The 16,542-nt window shown below is 62.1% G+C and carries 18 protein-coding genes and 1 tRNA gene; 4 read left to right on the top strand and 15 right to left on the bottom strand.

The window, feature by feature from the left end; translation table 11 throughout:
• Window positions 1-47: 47 nt before the first annotated feature.
• On the top strand, window positions 48-455 hold the full coding sequence (locus NEZ08_RS12860; protein WP_298107349.1) for a F0F1 ATP synthase subunit epsilon: 408 nt from the start codon (window positions 48-50) through the stop codon (window positions 453-455).
• A gap of 9 nt (window positions 456-464) precedes the next feature.
• On the opposite strand, the gene NEZ08_RS12855 is transcribed toward NEZ08_RS12860, so the two are convergent.
• From NEZ08_RS12855 to NEZ08_RS12800, 12 genes are all read right to left on the bottom strand, one after another.
• On the bottom strand, window positions 465-971 hold the full coding sequence (locus NEZ08_RS12855; protein ID WP_298107347.1) for an RNA pyrophosphohydrolase: 507 nt from the start codon (window positions 969-971) through the stop codon (window positions 465-467).
• Window positions 972-1,043: 72 nt separating this feature from the next.
• Window positions 1,044-1,550 carry an RNA pyrophosphohydrolase gene (locus NEZ08_RS12850; RefSeq protein WP_298107345.1) on the bottom strand — a complete coding sequence of 169 codons (507 nt, stop codon included), beginning with the start codon at window positions 1,548-1,550 and terminating at the stop codon, window positions 1,044-1,046.
• Between the two features lie 44 nt (window positions 1,551-1,594).
• On the bottom strand, window positions 1,595-2,818 hold the full coding sequence (locus NEZ08_RS12845) for a divergent polysaccharide deacetylase family protein (RefSeq protein WP_298107344.1): 1,224 nt from the start codon (window positions 2,816-2,818) through the stop codon (window positions 1,595-1,597).
• A gap of 176 nt (window positions 2,819-2,994) precedes the next feature.
• Window positions 2,995-4,365, bottom strand: a complete 1,371-nt coding sequence (locus tag NEZ08_RS12840) for a S41 family peptidase (protein ID WP_298107342.1) — start codon at window positions 4,363-4,365, stop codon at window positions 2,995-2,997.
• Complete coding sequence (locus NEZ08_RS12835; protein WP_298107474.1) at window positions 4,362-5,678, bottom strand: peptidoglycan DD-metalloendopeptidase family protein; 1,317 nt, start codon at window positions 5,676-5,678, stop codon at window positions 4,362-4,364. The genes NEZ08_RS12840 and NEZ08_RS12835 overlap by 4 nt, the downstream gene beginning before the upstream one ends.
• Window positions 5,679-5,774: 96 nt before the next feature.
• Window positions 5,775-6,257: a 23S rRNA (pseudouridine(1915)-N(3))-methyltransferase RlmH gene (gene rlmH, locus NEZ08_RS12830; RefSeq protein WP_298107340.1), complete on the bottom strand. Its 483-nt coding sequence runs from the start codon at window positions 6,255-6,257 to the stop codon at window positions 5,775-5,777.
• Window positions 6,258-6,397: 140 nt separating this feature from the next.
• Window positions 6,398-6,754 (bottom strand): ribosome silencing factor, encoded by a 357-nt coding sequence (gene rsfS, locus NEZ08_RS12825; RefSeq protein WP_298107339.1) that lies wholly within the window; start codon window positions 6,752-6,754, stop codon window positions 6,398-6,400.
• Window positions 6,755-6,990: 236 nt separating this feature from the next.
• Entirely contained in the window at window positions 6,991-7,611 is a 621-nt protein-coding gene (locus NEZ08_RS12820) for a nicotinate-nucleotide adenylyltransferase (protein WP_298107337.1), read from the bottom strand.
• A 52-nt stretch (window positions 7,612-7,663) separates the two neighbouring features.
• Complete coding sequence (locus NEZ08_RS12815) at window positions 7,664-8,956, bottom strand: glutamate-5-semialdehyde dehydrogenase (RefSeq protein ID WP_298107473.1); 1,293 nt, start codon at window positions 8,954-8,956, stop codon at window positions 7,664-7,666.
• 131 nt (window positions 8,957-9,087) lie between these two features.
• Complete coding sequence (gene proB, locus NEZ08_RS12810) at window positions 9,088-10,230, bottom strand: glutamate 5-kinase (RefSeq protein ID WP_298107335.1); 1,143 nt, start codon at window positions 10,228-10,230, stop codon at window positions 9,088-9,090.
• Window positions 10,231-10,307: 77 nt separating this feature from the next.
• Window positions 10,308-11,372 (bottom strand): GTPase ObgE, encoded by a 1,065-nt coding sequence (gene obgE, locus NEZ08_RS12805; RefSeq protein WP_298107332.1) that lies wholly within the window; start codon window positions 11,370-11,372, stop codon window positions 10,308-10,310.
• A 76-nt stretch (window positions 11,373-11,448) separates the two neighbouring features.
• Window positions 11,449-11,928 (bottom strand): MaoC family dehydratase, encoded by a 480-nt coding sequence (locus tag NEZ08_RS12800; RefSeq protein WP_298107330.1) that lies wholly within the window; start codon window positions 11,926-11,928, stop codon window positions 11,449-11,451.
• Between the two features lie 197 nt (window positions 11,929-12,125).
• Here NEZ08_RS12800 and NEZ08_RS12795 point away from each other — a divergent pair, with 197 nt between their 5' ends.
• Window positions 12,126-13,043, top strand: a complete 918-nt coding sequence (locus tag NEZ08_RS12795; protein WP_298107328.1) for a DMT family transporter — start codon at window positions 12,126-12,128, stop codon at window positions 13,041-13,043.
• Between the two features lie 5 nt (window positions 13,044-13,048).
• Here the strand turns inward: NEZ08_RS12795 and NEZ08_RS12790 are convergent, their stop codons facing one another.
• From NEZ08_RS12790 to rplU, 3 genes are all read right to left on the bottom strand, one after another.
• Window positions 13,049-13,639, bottom strand: a complete 591-nt coding sequence (locus NEZ08_RS12790) for a GNAT family N-acetyltransferase (RefSeq protein WP_298107326.1) — start codon at window positions 13,637-13,639, stop codon at window positions 13,049-13,051.
• Window positions 13,640-13,793: 154 nt separating this feature from the next.
• Complete coding sequence (rpmA, locus tag NEZ08_RS12785; protein WP_298107324.1) at window positions 13,794-14,063, bottom strand: 50S ribosomal protein L27; 270 nt, start codon at window positions 14,061-14,063, stop codon at window positions 13,794-13,796.
• Between the two features lie 84 nt (window positions 14,064-14,147).
• The gene (gene rplU / locus NEZ08_RS12780) at window positions 14,148-14,627 is read right to left on the bottom strand and encodes a 50S ribosomal protein L21 (protein ID WP_298107322.1); all 480 of its coding nucleotides are present in this window, start codon (window positions 14,625-14,627) and stop codon (window positions 14,148-14,150) included.
• Between the two features lie 358 nt (window positions 14,628-14,985).
• Between rplU and NEZ08_RS12775 the strand changes: the two genes are divergently transcribed.
• Both NEZ08_RS12775 and NEZ08_RS12770 read left to right on the top strand, forming a co-directional pair.
• Window positions 14,986-16,071 carry an ROK family protein gene (locus NEZ08_RS12775; RefSeq protein WP_298107320.1) on the top strand — a complete coding sequence of 362 codons (1,086 nt, stop codon included), beginning with the start codon at window positions 14,986-14,988 and terminating at the stop codon, window positions 16,069-16,071.
• A gap of 381 nt (window positions 16,072-16,452) precedes the next feature.
• Window positions 16,453-16,542 (top strand) — tRNA-Ser (locus NEZ08_RS12770).

The raw sequence follows: 16,542 nt of genomic DNA, 5'->3' as shown, positions 1-16,542 counted from the left end.
ACCGGCGGGTCGAGCCCGCGGGTGACAGCGAAAAGAATGGAAAGACCATGGCTACCTTCCACTTCGATCTTGTCTCGCCCGAAAAGATGGCCTTCTCCGGCGAGGTCGATCAGGTCGACATTCCCGGAACTGAAGGCGATTTCGGCGTTCTGGCCGGACATGCGCCGGTCGTGGCGGCGGTGCGCCCCGGTATCCTGACGGTGATTTCAGGCGGGTCGAAGCAGAAGATCATCGTGCTTGGCGGTCTGGCCGAAGTTTCGGACAAGGGGCTGACGGTCCTGGCCGATGTCGCCACCTCAATCGAGGAACTCGACCGGGCGAAGTTCGCCGAGACCATTTCCGACATGGAAACCAAGCTCAAGGAAAAGGAAGGCTCCGAACTCGATCGGGCACTCGAGCGGCTCGATCATTTCAGGAGCATCGAGCACGAGCTCAATACGACGGCGCTGCATTAAGCCTCGCATTCACCGCCTCGCCTGGTTTGCGAACCTCGCGAATTGTTTCGCGACCACCCGATACACGTCGCGACGAAACGGTACCACGAGATCGGCAACGCAATCGAGCCGCTCCCACCGCCATTGATCAAATTCAGGCGGCTGGCTGTTGCGTGAGGTGAGCGGATCGATCTCCTGCTCGCAGCCCGCAAAGCGCAGCGCAAACCATTTCTGCCGCTGGCCGCGAAATTTCGCGAGCCGATGCGAAGCGGGACCGGAATAGGTCGGGAACTCGTATGTCAGCCAATCGGTCTCGCCGAGATAGCCGGCGCTTCTGACGCCGGTCTCTTCCCACAGTTCGCGCATCACAGCTTCGCGCGGATTCTCATTGGCATCGATCCCGCCTTGCGGCATTTGCCACTCAAGCCCGGGAAGTACGATTTCCGGGCCGTCGTCCCTGAACCGCCGCCCGATCAGGACACGCCCATCGGCGTTGAAAAGTGCAATGCCGACATTGGGACGGTAAGGCTTGGTCATGAGGTGAACGCTCGCCTTCGTGCCCAGGAAGCCGCGCCCCGGAATCGCATCAAGCGGAGTGATAAACTGAACTCAGCCGCCCGCTAGTCCGGCAAATTCCTTGACCACCCGCTCGTAGACCGGGCGCTTGAAGGGAACGATCAGATCCGGAAGATTTTTCATCGGTTCCCAGCGCCAGCCGATGAACTCAGCCTTGTGGCCGCCGCCACCGGGATTTGCGACATTGATCTCGCGATCCTCCCCGGTGAAGCGTACGGCATACCACTTCTGCCGCTGGCCGCGGTAACGGCCCTTCCAGGCTCGCCCTGCGATAGTGCGCGGAATGTCGTAGACGAGCCAGTCTGCAATTTCGGCGATCTTCTCAATCGAACGGACGTTGGTTTCCTCGTATAGCTCGCGCTTGGCAGCGTCCCAAGTGTCCTCGCCGGGGTCGACGCCGCCTTGCGGCATTTGCCAGACATGGGATTCATCGACGTGCTCGATGCCGCCGGCGCGGCGACCGATGAAGACGAGCCCAGCTGCATTGATCAGCATCATGCCGACACAAGTTCGATAGGGCAAATCTTCATAACGCGCCATTCCGTTCTGATCTCCTCTAGGCTCGCGCCGCGTCAAGGCACTGGTCAGCTCGATTTTGATTTCGTCATCGCGCTTGTCAATGGCGCCAGCAAAACCCCATGGCTATCGAGCGTCCGGGCCCAGGCGCCAATCCGTTCGATGGAAATCGGCAGCGCCGAGGCGACGCCGACCGCAAAGCCGCGCTCCTTTGCCAATTCCTCCAGCTTGGCCAAGGCCCGGTCGATCTCGCCCGATGTCGGTACCGAATCGATGGTCAGGTCGGCCTTCGCGAACGGCATGGCTTGTGCTGCCGCCAAGGACGGGGCAAGGCTGCGCGCTGATCCGTCATCGAAATAGCCCAGCCCGCGTTTGGCAGCTTCCCGCACGATCGGCAGCATCGCCGTATCGGTCGCCACGAACCTGGCTCCCATGAAATTGGCGATACCGGCGTAACCCTGGAATCGGCTCAGATGCCAGTATAGGCGGTCAAGGTTCTGTTCAGCCGCCAGTGTCGTCAGCAGGGTCTGGGGTCCCGGGTCATTGTCGGGATAGTCGTATGGCTCCATGGGAACCTGCAGCAGGATCTCGTGACGTTGAGCACGCGCCCGTTCGACGAGCTTGGTAGGATCGGATCCGTAAGGGGTGAACGCCAACGTCACGGCGGCAGGCAGCTTCAGAATGGCGTCCATCGTCTTGGCGGCACCTACGCCTAGGCCTCCCACGACTACAGACACGATCGGCATCTTCGCAACTTTGGCCTGGTCGACGGCACCGGCGTACGCCGTGACGGGCTTGAGCCCGCCGGCTGTCGTCGGAATCATCCCGTAGCGGCCCTTTTCCAACAGCCGCGGGTCTATGCCAGGCATAATCCCGCCCGGTGTCGCCGGATCCTTCTCCGGCGTGTCTCCGGAGATCGTCACGTCGTGGCGCGCGCCGCTGGAGCCATCGATGATGGTGACGGTGCGCTGGTCGGCTGGCGCCGCTGGTCTTGCCGAACTCGCGGCCGGCTCGCCGTGGTGTGGGGCGCCAGCCGATTTTTCGGTCGACGCCGTCTCCGTCTTCCCGGCGGCCTTGCCGTTGACCTGGGCAGGCATGATGGCGACTCGCGCCCGCGGCTCACCGCCAAGCGGGTCATCGTTGAACATGGCGTAGCCGGCAAATGTCGCCAGAACCAGTCCTAGCCCCGCCGCCAATGCCTGCATGCCGGTGAAAGGCGGCCGAAAACGACGCTTGCCGCGCGCAACGTCCCGTCCAAGCGGAGCGCTCAGCTCGTCAGCGGCCTCTGCCATCACACTCCCCGAATCAATCAGGTCAGGATACCACGGCCGCATGAGGCAACGGCAGGGTGGCTGAGCGCGCTCACCAGCGGCCAACCGGTTCCGCGCCTTCGACGGGACCGTGGCCGCCAAAACAAAAAGGGCGGCCACCCGGGGCCGCCCTTTTCGGGGAATGTTTTAGCCGTCGATCAGTTGGCTTCCTGCTTGGACGGCTTCTCGACCGAGGCCTTGTCGGTCGCCTTGTCGTCAGAGGCTGCCGGTGCGCTCGCGTTGATCTTGACGCCGTGCAGCACGTCGTCCGCCATCTTCAGCGCCTTGTCATTCTTGGGGTCCGGCGGCACGTAGGACTGCGAGCCGGTCTTCTCGTCTGTGCCATTCGTCAGGTGGCCGCGCAGCGAAGCTTCGCCCTTGGTATCGGTCCGCGACTTCAGCTCCGGCGGCACATCCTGCAACACTTCGATGTCAGGCACGATGCCCTTGGCCTGGATCGATCTGCCCGACGGCGTGTAGTAGCGCGCCGTGGTCAGCCGCAGCGCGCCATTGCCCGCGCCAAGCGGGATGATGGTCTGGACCGAGCCCTTGCCGAACGAGCGAGTGCCGATCAATGTGGCGCGCTTGTGGTCCTGCAACGCGCCGGCGACGATCTCGGATGCCGATGCCGATCCGCCGTTGATGAGAACGACGACCGGCTTGCCCTTGGTCAGATCGCCCGGGCGTGCCGTGCGGCGCTGGGTCTCCTCGGCGTTGCGTCCGCGAGTCGACACGATTTCGCCGCGATCGAGGAAGGCGTCGGAAACGGTCACGGCTTCTTCCAGAAGGCCGCCGGGATTGTTGCGCAGGTCGATGATATAGCCCTTCAGCTTGTCGCCGATCTGGTTCTGCAGGTCCGCTATACTCTTCTTCAGACCTTCGGTGGTCTGTTCGTTGAAGGTGGTGATGCGGATATAGGCGATATCATCGTCCTCGACGCGCGAGCGCACCGAGCGGACCCGAATGTTATCGCGAACCAGCGTGACCTCGATCGGATTATCCACGCCCTTGCGGATGATCTTGAGCTTGATCTTGGTGTTGACGGGGCCCCGCATCTTGTCGACCGCCTGGTTAAGCGTCAGGCCCTGAACCTGCTCGTCGTCGAGCATGGTGATGATGTCGTTGGCGAGAATCCCGGCCTTTGAAGCCGGGGTGTCGTCGATCGGCGACACGACCTTGATGAGACCGTCTTCCATGGTGACTTCGATGCCGAGCCCGCCGAATTCGCCGCGAGTCTGTACCTGCATGTCGCGGAAGCTCTTGGCGTCCATGTAGCTCGAATGCGGATCGAGGCCGGAGAGCATGCCGCTGATCGCGGATTCGATCAGCTTGCTGTCATCAGGCTTCTCGACATAGTCGCTGCGCACCCGTTCGAACACGTCGCCAAACAGGTTCAGCTGGCGATACGTATCGGAGGTCGAGGCGCGCGCCATCGAGCCCATCGTCAGCGCGCGCGGCTGGGTTACGAAGAGCGTCAATGCCGCGCCAGTGGCGGCGCTAAGGAGAATGAGAGAAGTCTTGCGCATCATCCGCGAACCTTTTCGCCTTCTTTTGCGGCCCACCATGGGCCTGGATCAATGGGAGTGCCGTCCTTACGGAACTCAATATAGAGCACGGGCTGGCTAACATTGGTTGCTAGTATCGAAGCAACCTGGGAGCTCGTCCCCATAGTTGCGACGGGCTCTCCCGTAAGAACAAACTGTCCGATGTTAACCGAAATGCGCCCCATTCCGGCGATCAACACATGATACCCGCCACCAGCGTTAAGGATCAAGAGTTGTCCGTAGCTGCGAAACGGGCCCGCGTAAACGACCCAGCCATCACACGGGGTTGTGACCTGCGCGCCGGGCCGGGTTGCCAGAGAAATGCCTTTTTCGACGCCGCCGGCGCCATCGGAACCGCCAAATCCTCGTATTTTGACGCCATTAACGGGAAAAGCGAGCAGCCCCTTGGCTGAGGCAAAGGCGATCGCGGGGCTTGACCTAGAGGGGTCTTTCAGCCGAGCCACATTCGGCTTTCCATCGACATTATTCGGGGTTCCCTGCTGGGTGGCAACGGCCGCGGCCTTTGCCGCGCTTTTCAAGTCCTGTTCCATCTTGCTGATCAGGCCTTGAAGGCTGTCGACCTGCTTGGAAAGGGCAATCGCCCGGGCGCTTTCCGCCTCCAAATTCTTTTCCGCTTCATTTTGCTTGCGCTGTCGTTCATCGACCAGGGCGGCAAGCCGGGTTTGGTCTTCCCGCAATTTGTCGCGGTCGCCCGCTAGCCGATCGCGTTCGGCGGCGATCGCCCTGCGCAAGGCAACGAGCTCGGCAAGATCCTTCGCAAGCGCTTGGGCGCGCGAGCGCAATTCGGGCACGACCGACCCGAGCAGGATGGCAGTGCGCAACGATTGCAACGCGTCTTCGGGTCTTACCAGCAGCGCCGGGGGCGTGCGGCGCCCAGCGCGCTGTAACGCCGCCAGCACCTCCACCACTTCGGAGCGGCGTGAATCGAGCGAGCTTCTGATTTGCTGCTCGCGCGCGTCGAGCGGACGAAGCTTGGCTTCCGCGTCACCAATCTTGGCTTCAATGCTTTGGACTTGGGCCGCTGCGTCGATCAGCTGCGCGTTGAGCTTGCTGCGATCCTGGCCGATTGCCGCTACCTCGGCCTTTAGTTGCTGCTGAAGCTCCGCCGAGCTCTTCTGCTGTGCCCGTGTCGCTTCCAGCTCCTGCTCGCGCTGCTTGATGGCCTCGGCCGAAGCTGTGGTCGTCTGCGGCGCCGGGTCGACTGCCTGAGCCGAAGCAGATACGCCGGCGGACGCAAAGCCTGCCGACAGCAAGATGGCAAACGCGCGGGCGAACAAGAAAGCGTCGCCGCGGGCGACGCCGTGAAGTTGCGGATTGTTACGTGCCGGTTGCATCAATCCAGTCGTATGCCTTACGCGAGCGTCCTGCGCCGGTTACGCGCGATGATAGGGATGGCCGGCCAGGATGGTCGCCGCGCGGTAGATCTGCTCAAGCAGCATGACCCGCACCATCTGGTGCGGCCAGGTCGCAGAACCGAACGCCATCTTGAGCTGTGCCATGCGCCGTAATTCGGGCGAAAGTCCGTCCGCGCCGCCGATTGAAAAAATAGCATTGGCGACCTGGTCGTCGCGCCAGCGCGCAAGCCGGCGGGCAAATGCGCCGCTGTCGATGTTGTCGCCACGCTCGTCCAGTGCGACCAGAACGGACTTTGGCGGGATTGCCGCCACGATTGCGGCGGCTTCTTCGGCGATTCGGGCGGTTGCATCGCGCGCGCGACTCTCGGACAACTCACAAACTTCAAGGCCGCGAAATCCAAGCCGACGGCCGATATCGTCGAAGCGCGCGCGGTAGCGTTCGGCGAGTTCGCGTTCCGGCCCCTGCTTGAGCCGTCCGATGGCAATGACGAGAAGGCGCATAATCAGCCAAGCTGGCGTTGATTTCGGCTCGTGTCTACAAGGCCAGCATCCAAAGGCTGGTGCGCGTGCTGATGTTCACCATCCTCCGGCAAGAAGCCCGGGAGGCAATGTCAAACTCCAAACCTCTCGATCGACCCTAGCTAGACCGCCTTCGCGGTTGCCGGACCCTGCGTCCACAATCTTTCCAGATTGTAGAATTCGCGGACCTCGGGCCTGAAGATGTGAACGATCACGTCGCCCGAGTCGATCAGCACCCAATCGCAATTGGGTAAGCCTTCGACATGTGGGCTGGCGATCCCACTCTCTTTGAGACCTTTGACGAGATTTTCCGCGATCGCGCCCACGTGCCGGTTCACCCTGCCCGTGGTGATGATCATGTGGTCGGAAAACGCCGATTTGCCGCGAAGGTCGATTGTGACCGTGTCTTCCGCCTTCATATCCTCGAGGCGGGAGAGGATCATGCTCAGGGTCTTGTCGGCGTCTGGTTGCGCCTTCAAGGCCGCAGCTCGAGTCGATGTTTTACGCGCGGGTTTGGTTGCCTTGGGTAAAACAGACTTGGACAATACAGACGTGGCCAGGGACCATTCCTTTCACTGTATCGCGGACGCCGAATCTTTTGGCGGCCCGCTATATTGTATGCATGTGGGGTTAATGGTTTCAATATTCCAGTGTCCCCGTTTTCGAAGTTCTAGCCTCGTTCCGGCCCGCCCGTTGGGCATGCGGCTTTGTGGCGTCAAACCGTCCTCCAGCTGCCGTCCTGGTTCCGAAGGACTGTCGATGACAGGTGCGATTTCAAACCGGTGAGAAACGTCCAGGCTGGCGCCCGCTGCTCGGCGAGGCTTGCAGCCTGATTTTCCGGAACACGGTAGCGCGCAAGAGCCTGCGCGGCGGGCGAGGCAAGGGCGCGAAAGCTCTGCGGCGGACGGTCAATCACAGCGATAGGCACCTCGGATGCAATGTGCCGCCAATCATGCCAGCGGTGAAATTGCGCAAGATTGTCCGCTCCCATGATCCAGACAAAGTGCAGGCCGGAAGCGCGGCGGCACAAATATCTAATGGTGTCTACAGTGTAGCGGGTTCCGATGACGGATTCGAGACAACTCACCTCGATGCGGGGATCATGGGCGACGCGCTTCGCCGCTTCCATGCGCTGGGCGAGATCGTGTGGCGTTCGGTCGGTTTTCAGCGGATTGCCTGGCGTCACCAGCCACCACACCCGGTCAAGCTTCAGGCGCTTGATCGCGAACAGGCTGATGGCGCGGTGGGCAAGGTGCGGCGGGTCGAACGATCCCCCCAGCAGCCCGACGCGCATGCCATTGGAATAGGCCGGAAGGGCGGACGCAACGGAGGGCAAGGCCGCAGAAATCCTGTTCAACGCCTCCCCCGCTGCGGACGACAAATGCGAATCACGGCCGCGTCTGTCCGGTGCCGTGAACGCGGTACTTGAAACTCGTTAACTGCTCGGCGCCTACGGGGCCGCGGGCGTGAAATCTGCCAGTGGCAATTCCGATCTCCGCGCCGAAACCAAACTCGCCGCCATCTGCAAACTGCGTCGAAGCGTTGTGCAGCACGATCGCCGAATCGACTTCGTTGAGGAATTTGCTGGCGGCCGCTTTATCCTCAGTCACGATCGCATCGGTGTGATGCGATCCATGGTTGTGAATATGGGCGATGGCCTCGTCGATGCCGTCGACCACTTTGGCCGCGATGATCGCGTCCTCATACTCGGTGTCCCAGTCTTCGTCGGACGCCGGTTTCACCCGCTCGTCCGTGTGCTGAACGGCGTCGTCACCGCGCACTTCGCAGCCAGCATCGAGCAGCATCTCGACCAGCGGCTTCAGCGAGGTCGCTGCGCCTTTGCGGTCGACCAGCAGGGTCTCGGCGGCGCCGCAGACGCCGGGCCGTCGCATCTTGGCATTCAGGACAATCGATTTAGCCATTTCGAGATTGGCCGCGTGATCAATATAGACGTGGTTGACGCCTTCGAGATGGGCAAACACCGGCACGCGGGCTTCCGCTTCGACGCGCCCGACCAGGCTCTTGCCGCCGCGCGGCACGATCACGTCGATCGCGCCGGAAAGTCCCGTCAGCATAAGGCCAACTGCCGCGCGGTCGCGCGTCGGCACGAGTGTGATCGCAGCCTCGGGTAGCCCCGCCTCGCGCAAGCCCTCCACGAGGCAGCCGTGGATCGCCCGGCAGGAACGGAAACTATCCGAGCCGCCGCGCAGAATCACGGAATTGCCGGATTTCAGGCAGAGCACGCCGGCATCGGCGGCCACATTGGGCCGGCTTTCGAAGATGACCCCAACGACGCCCAGCGGCACGCGAACGCGCTCGATAGTCATGCCGTTCGGCCGTTGCCAGCGCTCGGTCACGGCACCGACCGGGTCCGGGATTGCGCGCACGGTGGCAACGCCGTCGGCCATGGCGTCGATCCGGCCCTGCGTGAGCGTCAGACGATCGATGAATGCGGGTGTTGCCCCGCTGGCGCGAGCTTCACTGACGTCCTCGGCGTTGGCAGCCAGGATCGCCACCGCGTGGTTGCGGATGGCGCGTTCGATGGCCTCCAGCGCCCTGTTCTTCTGCTCCGCCGAAGCGAGCGCCAGCACGCGAGCGGCAGCGCGCGCGCCCGTGGCGAGAGCATTCATCAATTCGGTCAAATCGGCGTTGCCGTCGACTGCTTTTAGCGGCGCGGTCAAGGTCATATCGGGTCGCTTCCCGTGTTAAGATCATGCTTTAGCATGAAAATCCGCCATTTGCGAAGGCCGCAGACGACGCTTGCAGGTCAGAGGCCAGCGCGGCGAATGGCGAAAAGCAGTCGGCCATCGGCCTAGCCCGCCGGTGAAGTCCCGCTCGGCCCGATCACGAGATCGTCGCGATGGATCATCTCGGCGCGGCCGCTGATACCCAAAATCGACATGAGGTCCGGCGACGAGCGGCCCTTGATCTTCTCGGCATCGTCGGCGTCGTAGGCAACGAGGCCGCGGCCAATCTCATGGGTATCAGGCCCGCGAACGATCACCGCATCGCCGCGGGCGAATTGGCCGTCGACCCGGATCACACCAGCCGGCAACAGGCTCTTGCCGGCGCGCAGCGCGTTCACTGCGCCGGCATCGATAGTCAACGTGCCCTTCGGTTCAAGGGAGCCCGCAATCCACCGTTTTCGCGCGGTGACCGGATTGGCCGGCGTCAGGAACCAGGTGCAGCGTCCACCGTCCGCGATCGCTTGCAACGGATGCTCGATCTTGCCGGAGGCGATCAGCATATGCGTGCCGGCAGTAGTGGCGATCTTGGCTGCCTCGATCTTGGTGTACATGCCGCCGCGCGACAGCTCGGATTCGGCAGCGCCCGCCATCGCCTCGATTTCCGAGGTGACGGACTCCACCACCGGAATTAGTCTGGCGTTCGGATTGGCGGCGGGCGGGGCGGTATAAAGACCGTCGATATCGGAGAGCAGGACCAGAAGATCGGCGCTCGCCATGGTGGCGACGCGCGCGGCGAGGCGATCATTGTCGCCATAACGGATTTCGTTGGTTGCGACCGTGTCATTCTCGTTGATGATCGGCACGGCACGCCATTCCAGAAGCTTGGCGATAGTCGAGCGCGCATTGAGATAACGGCGGCGCTCCTCCGTATCCTGAAGGGTGACGAGAATCTGGCCTGATCCGATGCCGTGCGCGCCGAGCATCTCCGACCAGATGCGCGCCAGCGCGATTTGCCCGACGGCAGCCGCGGCCTGGCTTTCCTCAAGCTTCAGCGGGCCGCGCGGCAGCTTCAAGCGGCTGCGCCCGAGCGCAATCGAGCCGGATGAGACCACCAGCACGTCGCGTCCCTCCCCATGCATCCTGGCAAGATCGCCTGCGAGCGCCGAAAGCCAGTTCGCGCGCACCTCGCCCGCGCTGGAATCGATCAAGAGCGATGAACCGACCTTGACGACGATGCGGCGGAAGTTTTTCAGCGCGGGGCGGGCCATGGGATCGTGGATTTTGCGGCGTGCTTCGAGCACAAGGGAGTTACAGCGAGACTGCGCAGCAGTACAAGTGATTAGCTCTACCCGGGCTGCGGCGCCCAAGGTTCGGCGTTTGCGGGTTCGGCGTCCGCGCCAGCCTTGGCCTTGGCCGAGACCGGTGCTTCCCCGATCACGTCAGCGAGCGCCCGCAGCGCCTCGGGGACGCCTTCGCCGGTGACGCCCGAGATCAGCAGGGGCGTTTTCCTGGCGGCGCGTTTCAGCCTATCCTTCTGCTTCTTCAACTCCTCCGGCGCCACCGCGTCGACCTTGTTCAGGGCGACGATCTCGGTTTTTTCCGCGAGGTGCCCTTCATAGGCCTCAAGCTCGGCACGGACCGTCTTGTAGGCCTTGCCTGCGTGTTCGGTGGTGGCATCGACCAGGTGCAGGAGAACGCGGCAGCGCTCGACATGGCCGAGGAAGCGGTCCCCGAGGCCTACGCCCTCATGGGCGCCTTCGATCAAGCCGGGAATGTCGGCCAGCACGAACTCGCGGCCGTCTGCATTTACTACCCCGAGCTGCGGATGCAGCGTGGTGAATGGATAGTCCGCGATCTTCGGCTTTGCCGCGCTGACCTTTGCAAGGAATGTCGACTTGCCGGCATTGGGCAGCCCGACAAGGCCGGCATCCGCGATCAGCTTCAGCCGCAGCCAGATCCAGCGCTCTTCGCCAACCTCGCCGGGATTGGCGTTGCGCGGGGCGCGGTTAGTGGAGGACTTGAAATGCGCATTGCCGAAGCCGCCATTGCCGCCTTCCGCCAGCACGAAACGTTCGCCAAGCGTAGTGAAGTCGTGGATCAGCGTCGTCTTGTCTTCGTCGAAGATCTGAGTGCCGACCGGCACCTTGAGCACGACCGACTTGCCGTTGGCGCCATGGCGGTCCTTGCCCATACCATTTGTGCCCTTTTGCGCCTTGAAATGCTGCTGATAGCGATAGTCGATCAGCGTGTTCAGCCCATCGACCGCCTCGACGACGACGTCGCCGCCACGGCCGCCATTGCCGCCGGAAGGACCGCCGAATTCGACGTACTTTTCGCGGCGGAAGGCCACACAGCCGTTACCACCATCGCCGGAGCGGATGTAGACCTTGGCTTCGTCGAGGAATTTCATAAGGCTACAGGTAGGGCAGGGGGCGTGCCGCGGCAACCACAAAGCTTGGTAAATGCGCCCGAAAACCGTGTTGCTGTTACGCGGCCCGGCGGCGAATGAGAAATTTCTGAATTCCCTCCAGCACAAGTTCGCGCCGCTGGTTAAAGATGGTGCTGCGCAGTGTCACCACGCCGGTGGTTCGGCCCGGCGACAGTTCCGTCACCTCGAGCGCCGGATAGATGGTGTCGCCGGCATAGACCGGCTTCAAAAACCGGCTCGATTGCTCGAGGAAGCCGATCAACGTTTCCTCGACCAAAAAAGGGAACATGCCTGCACCCGGCGCGGTGTGGATCAGGGTTTGAAAGCCGTGCGCAAGCAGGTTCGGCATGCCGCGCGCACGACAATATTCAAGATCGTAATGGACGGGGTGGGTGTCGCCGCTCGCAGTCTGGAAAGCCGCAAAGACGGCCGATGTCATGGTGCGGCTGGGAATGACGAACCTTTCGCCAACTGAAAAGTCCTCGAACCAGCGCTGCTCTTGCACCATGCGATGTTCGGCGGGATCAAAATCGGTCATACATGTTTCCCAGCTAGGCCTGCTGATCGCGGTGTGTGCCGCAAATGAGTTGTCGCAAGTCGTCCGGCCTTGTGCCGGGCATCCGCGTCTTTCATACAGCATAATGTAAGGCGTGGATGGCCGGGCATAGGCGAGCGGAAGCGACGCTGTTCTCGAACGGCTATGCCCGGCCACGACACCGAACTGCGCTGGATCTTATGAGCATACTTTCTAGAATCTCCACGACGCTTGATGATCGTTCCGCGCGGCTTGCCGGCATCGTTCTGATGCTGGTCTCGGTCTGCATGTTCTCGTTTGGTGATACGCTCGGCAAGTATATCGTGGCGACCTATTCGGTCGGACAATTGATGTTCTTGCGCGCCTGCGCGGCGTTGGCGCTGCTCGCGCCCTCGATGTGGCGGCAGCGCCGTGAATTCCGGCGCATGGAGCGGCCGTGGCTGCAATTGGTTCGCGTTGTCTTTTCGACGTTGGAGATCGCGGCATTCTTTCTCGCAACCGTCTATCTGCCGCTTGCCGACGTCGTGACTTATTATCTGGCTACGCCGATTTTCGTGACTGCATTGTCGGCAATCTTTTTGCGCGAGCAGGTCGGCTGGCGGCGCTGGAGCGCCATCCTGGTCGGGTTTGCTGGCGTGTTAGTCGCCCTACGGCCGTCGACGCAATCGATCAGCTGGCCGGCGATGATCGCGCTTGCCGGCAGCCTTTCCTTTTCCTGTTCGCTCCTCACGACACGCCTGTTGCGCGCAACCCCTGACATCGTGCTGGCCTCATTGCAGTTCGTCAGTGGTCTGCTGTTCGGCCTTTTGATCGCGGCGGTCGGCTGGGTCACACCGAGCTGGAGCAGCTTTGGCCTGTTCTTTGCCGCCGGCGCTATTTCGGTTTGCGCACTTCTCTGCGTCAACCGCTCGCTGAAGCTTGCGCCGGCGAGCCTGGTCGTGCCGTATCAATATACGATGATCCTCTGGGCGGTGACCTTCGGCTATATAGTGTTCGGGGATGTGCCATCATTTCCGATGGCGCTCGGCGCCGTCATCATCATCGGCGCCGGGCTTTATATTTTCCTGCGCGAGCGCAAACTCGGACGGAGGGAGCCCGACCTGAATCCGCCCGCGTAGGAACATTATGGCCGCCGCGTCGAATTGCCCCAGTTCTTCAGCGATGCCCAGACGCTACGCGTCAAACGAAAGCAATCGACGGGGGTCGACGAGCCCAGCGATTCGAAACGGTGCAGTTCGACACCGCACCATTGGAAGCCGCATTTCTCCAGCACATTGCGTGAGGCCGGGTTCGCGACGCGCGCGCCGGCGCGCATCTGGCCGGTGTCGAATTCCTCAAAAGTGAAATCGATCACCGCGCGCGCAGCTTCGGTCGCAAGTCCCTGTCCCCAGTAGTCGACGCCGAGCCAGTAGCCGAGCTCGGGTGCATCGATCTCGCGCCAGTCGACGCCGACCATGCCGACCGGCGCGTAGTCCTTCTCTATCAGGAAGGCCGTTTCCCGGCTGCGCGGGATGCCGCGAACGAATTCGACGGCATCGCCGTGCGAATAGGGATGCGGCAGGCGGCGGGTATTCTCCGCAATGCGGCGCTCGTCGGCCAGACGCGCTATTGCGTTGACGTCCGCGAGCGTCGGTCTGCGCAGCGTCAGCCGTTCGGTCTGAAGGATGCAACGTCCTGCTCCGCGCAGTGTCCGGGGCGGGATATCTCGCAGCATGTCAAGGCTCCTTGAGTGACCACTCTTGGATCGGCGCGCTCCGCGCATATGGCGACGCGCAACGAAAAGGGGAGGCCGGTTTCCCGCCTCCCCTGGGAGCCTTCTACCGCTCCGCCGGTTCAACAGGACCGGCGGAATCTGGATGTTCCACCGCTTATTCGGCCGCTTCCGTTACCGGGATCACCGACACGAAAGTGCGGCCGTTGGCTTTGGCTTGAAACTCGACACGGCCCTCTGCCTTCGCAAAGAGAGTATGGTCAGTGCCCATGCCGACATTAAGGCCGGGATGCCAAGTGGTGCCGCGTTGACGCGCAATGATGTTGCCGGGAATTACATGTTCGCCGCCATAGGCCTTGATACCAAGGCGCTTGCCCGCTGAATCGCGTCCGTTACGCGATGAACCGCCTGCTTTTTTGTGAGCCATGGCTCGTCTCCAATTTCTATTTGATCTCTAGATCAAATCCTTGACGAAATCATTTCACTTTGTGTCACGCTCTTCTGAAGCGTGTCACTTCGCGTCGCTCTTGGCCTTCTTCGCCGGCGTCTTCGTAGCGGCCTTCTTCGCTGCTGGTTTCGCCGCGGGCTTCTTGGCGGCCTTCGGCGCCTCGTCTGAGTCACCGGCGACCTTCGCTTCGACCTTCTCGCGCTTCGGGCGCGGTCCGAGCGTCGGCTTGTTTCCGTCGGTCAGGATCTCGGTGATGCGAAGCACCGTGATCTCGTCGCGATAGCCGCGCTTGCGGCGCGAGTTCTTGCGCCGGCGCTTCTTGAATGCGATGACCTTCGGCCCGCGCTTGTGGTCCAGCACTTCGGCCGCAACCGAGGCGCCGGCAACGGTCGGAGTCCCGAGCACGGGAGCATCGCCGCCGACCACCAGCACTTCACCAAGTTGCACGATCGTGCCGACGTCGCCGGCGATCTTGCCAATCTCGAGCACATCATCCGGAACGACGCGGTACTGCCGGCCGCCGGTTTTGATGACTGCGAACATCGTTTTATTCCTTCGTGTTCGATCCCGGCCTCGAGCCAAAGGCCCGGGTCGGCTTTTTCTACAGTCGTTATGGGTTCAATTTCCGCGCGACCGGGTCCAAAGACCCCAAACTAAAAAAGCATGTCCCGCGCAAAAATAAACAGCGCGAGAAGCTTCCCGCGCCGGGTGGCCGAGTTATAGCCCCCCGAGACCGCGAGTCAAGGCAAAAGGGCCCTAAAATGCCTCGGTTTGCGGATTTTTGGCCGAAATCGCGATGGCGATGGGAAGATCCAGCCGCTGTCCGTCATATTCACCAGGCCCGTGAAACCAATAAGTTCCCGGGCAGTTAGCCTCCGTCTCAAGCACTGACCGGGGTGAAATGGCCGACGATGTTCTGACGACCGGAATCGCCCGGCACGGCGCCGCCCGCCTGCCGTCGGTGGACGTAGACAGCTTCAATGTCGAATTAAAGGACGACGACGGCGGTTTTCTCGGCGACCGCGCCTGCAAGGGCGCCTTCCGCAAGATCCTGGACGATCTACGCAAGCCGCTGAAGAAAAACGGCGACGACCCGCTGGGCGACAGGGCCGCCAAGAAGATCAGCAAGAGCGAACTCGATGCAGCCCTGTCGGGCGAGGACATCGGTGCAGCCGCGGTAGTTCATGGCGCGATCGAGGAGTTTGCCAGCGAACTTGCCTATGTGACCTCGCGGATACTGAAGCTGAAGTCCTGGACCGATACCCAGCGCATCGTGGTCGGCGGCGGCTTTCGCCAGAGCCGCGTCGGCGAGCTTGCCATTGCGCGTACCGACATTCTGCTCAAAGCGCAAGGCTTCGAGGTCGATCTGTTGCCGATCCGTTTCGATCCCGACGAGGCCGGCCTGATCGGTTGCTTGCACCTGGCGCCGTCGTGGATTTTCGAGGGCCATGACAGCATTCTCGCGGTGGATATTGGCGGCACCAACATTCGCTGCGGCCTGGTCGAAACCCGCTGGAAGAAGGCGCAGGACCTCTCCAAGGCCGCGGTCTGGCATGCGGAGTTATGGCGGCACGCCGATGATGAGCCGACGCGCGAGGGCGCCGTCAAGCGCATGGTCAAGATGCTGAAGGAACTGATTGCCGAAGCCGATAAGGAGGGGTTGAAGCTTGCGCCCTTTATTGGCATCGCCTGTCCGGGGGTAATCAACGAGGACGGCTCGATTGCCAAGGGCGCGCAGAACCTGCCGGGCAACTGGGAAAGCAGCAAGTTCAACCTCCCGGCGAGCCTGGTAGAGGCGATCCCGCAGATTGGCGATCACGACACCGCCGTCGTGATGCATAACGACGGCGTCGTGCAGGGCCTCTCGGAAGTTCCCTTCATGCAGGACGTCGAGCACTGGGGCGTTCTGACCATTGGGACGGGCCTCGGCAACGCCCGGTTCACCAACCGACGCAAGGAAGACAAGAAGGACAAGAAGAAGGACTGACGGTGCGCGCGGTAACCTTGAGCGGTTAGGTTAAAACCGGGTTCATGTTGCCGGCAGCCGAGCGATCGGTAGGCTCGAACGCGTCGCTCAAGCTGGCCCGCGAAGCCGCACTTCCAGGCCGCAATTTCAATGAGACGACACGGGACCGCCGGTGTTTTCCGCGTCTGGCGGTCCCACCCTTATTGCGTCAACGCGCTCCGCGTTTGTCGCGAAGCCGCCCCGATGCGGGTGGAAACTTTAAGCCTCCCTGCCTTGTCTCAGCGGACTTCCTCGTCTCTTTTGTTCGACGCGTTTTCTTCACCCGAACCGGCTTCCACTTCGCTTGAAAACCTTCTAGAACTCGCCCCCGACCGCCGGGGCTCCTTGCCCTGATTTGCGCCTGGAGAGGTGGCAGAGTGGTTGAATGCACCGCACTCGAAATGCGGCATAGGTGCAAGCCTATCGGGGGTTCGAATCCCTCCCTCTCCGCCA

It is taken from the genome of Bradyrhizobium sp. (assembly GCF_027451485.1).
In the GTDB taxonomy this organism is placed as follows: domain Bacteria; phylum Pseudomonadota; class Alphaproteobacteria; order Rhizobiales; family Xanthobacteraceae; genus Bradyrhizobium.
The sequence above is the reverse complement of the archived record's forward strand: the minus strand, read 5'-3'. Positions and strand labels throughout refer to the sequence as shown.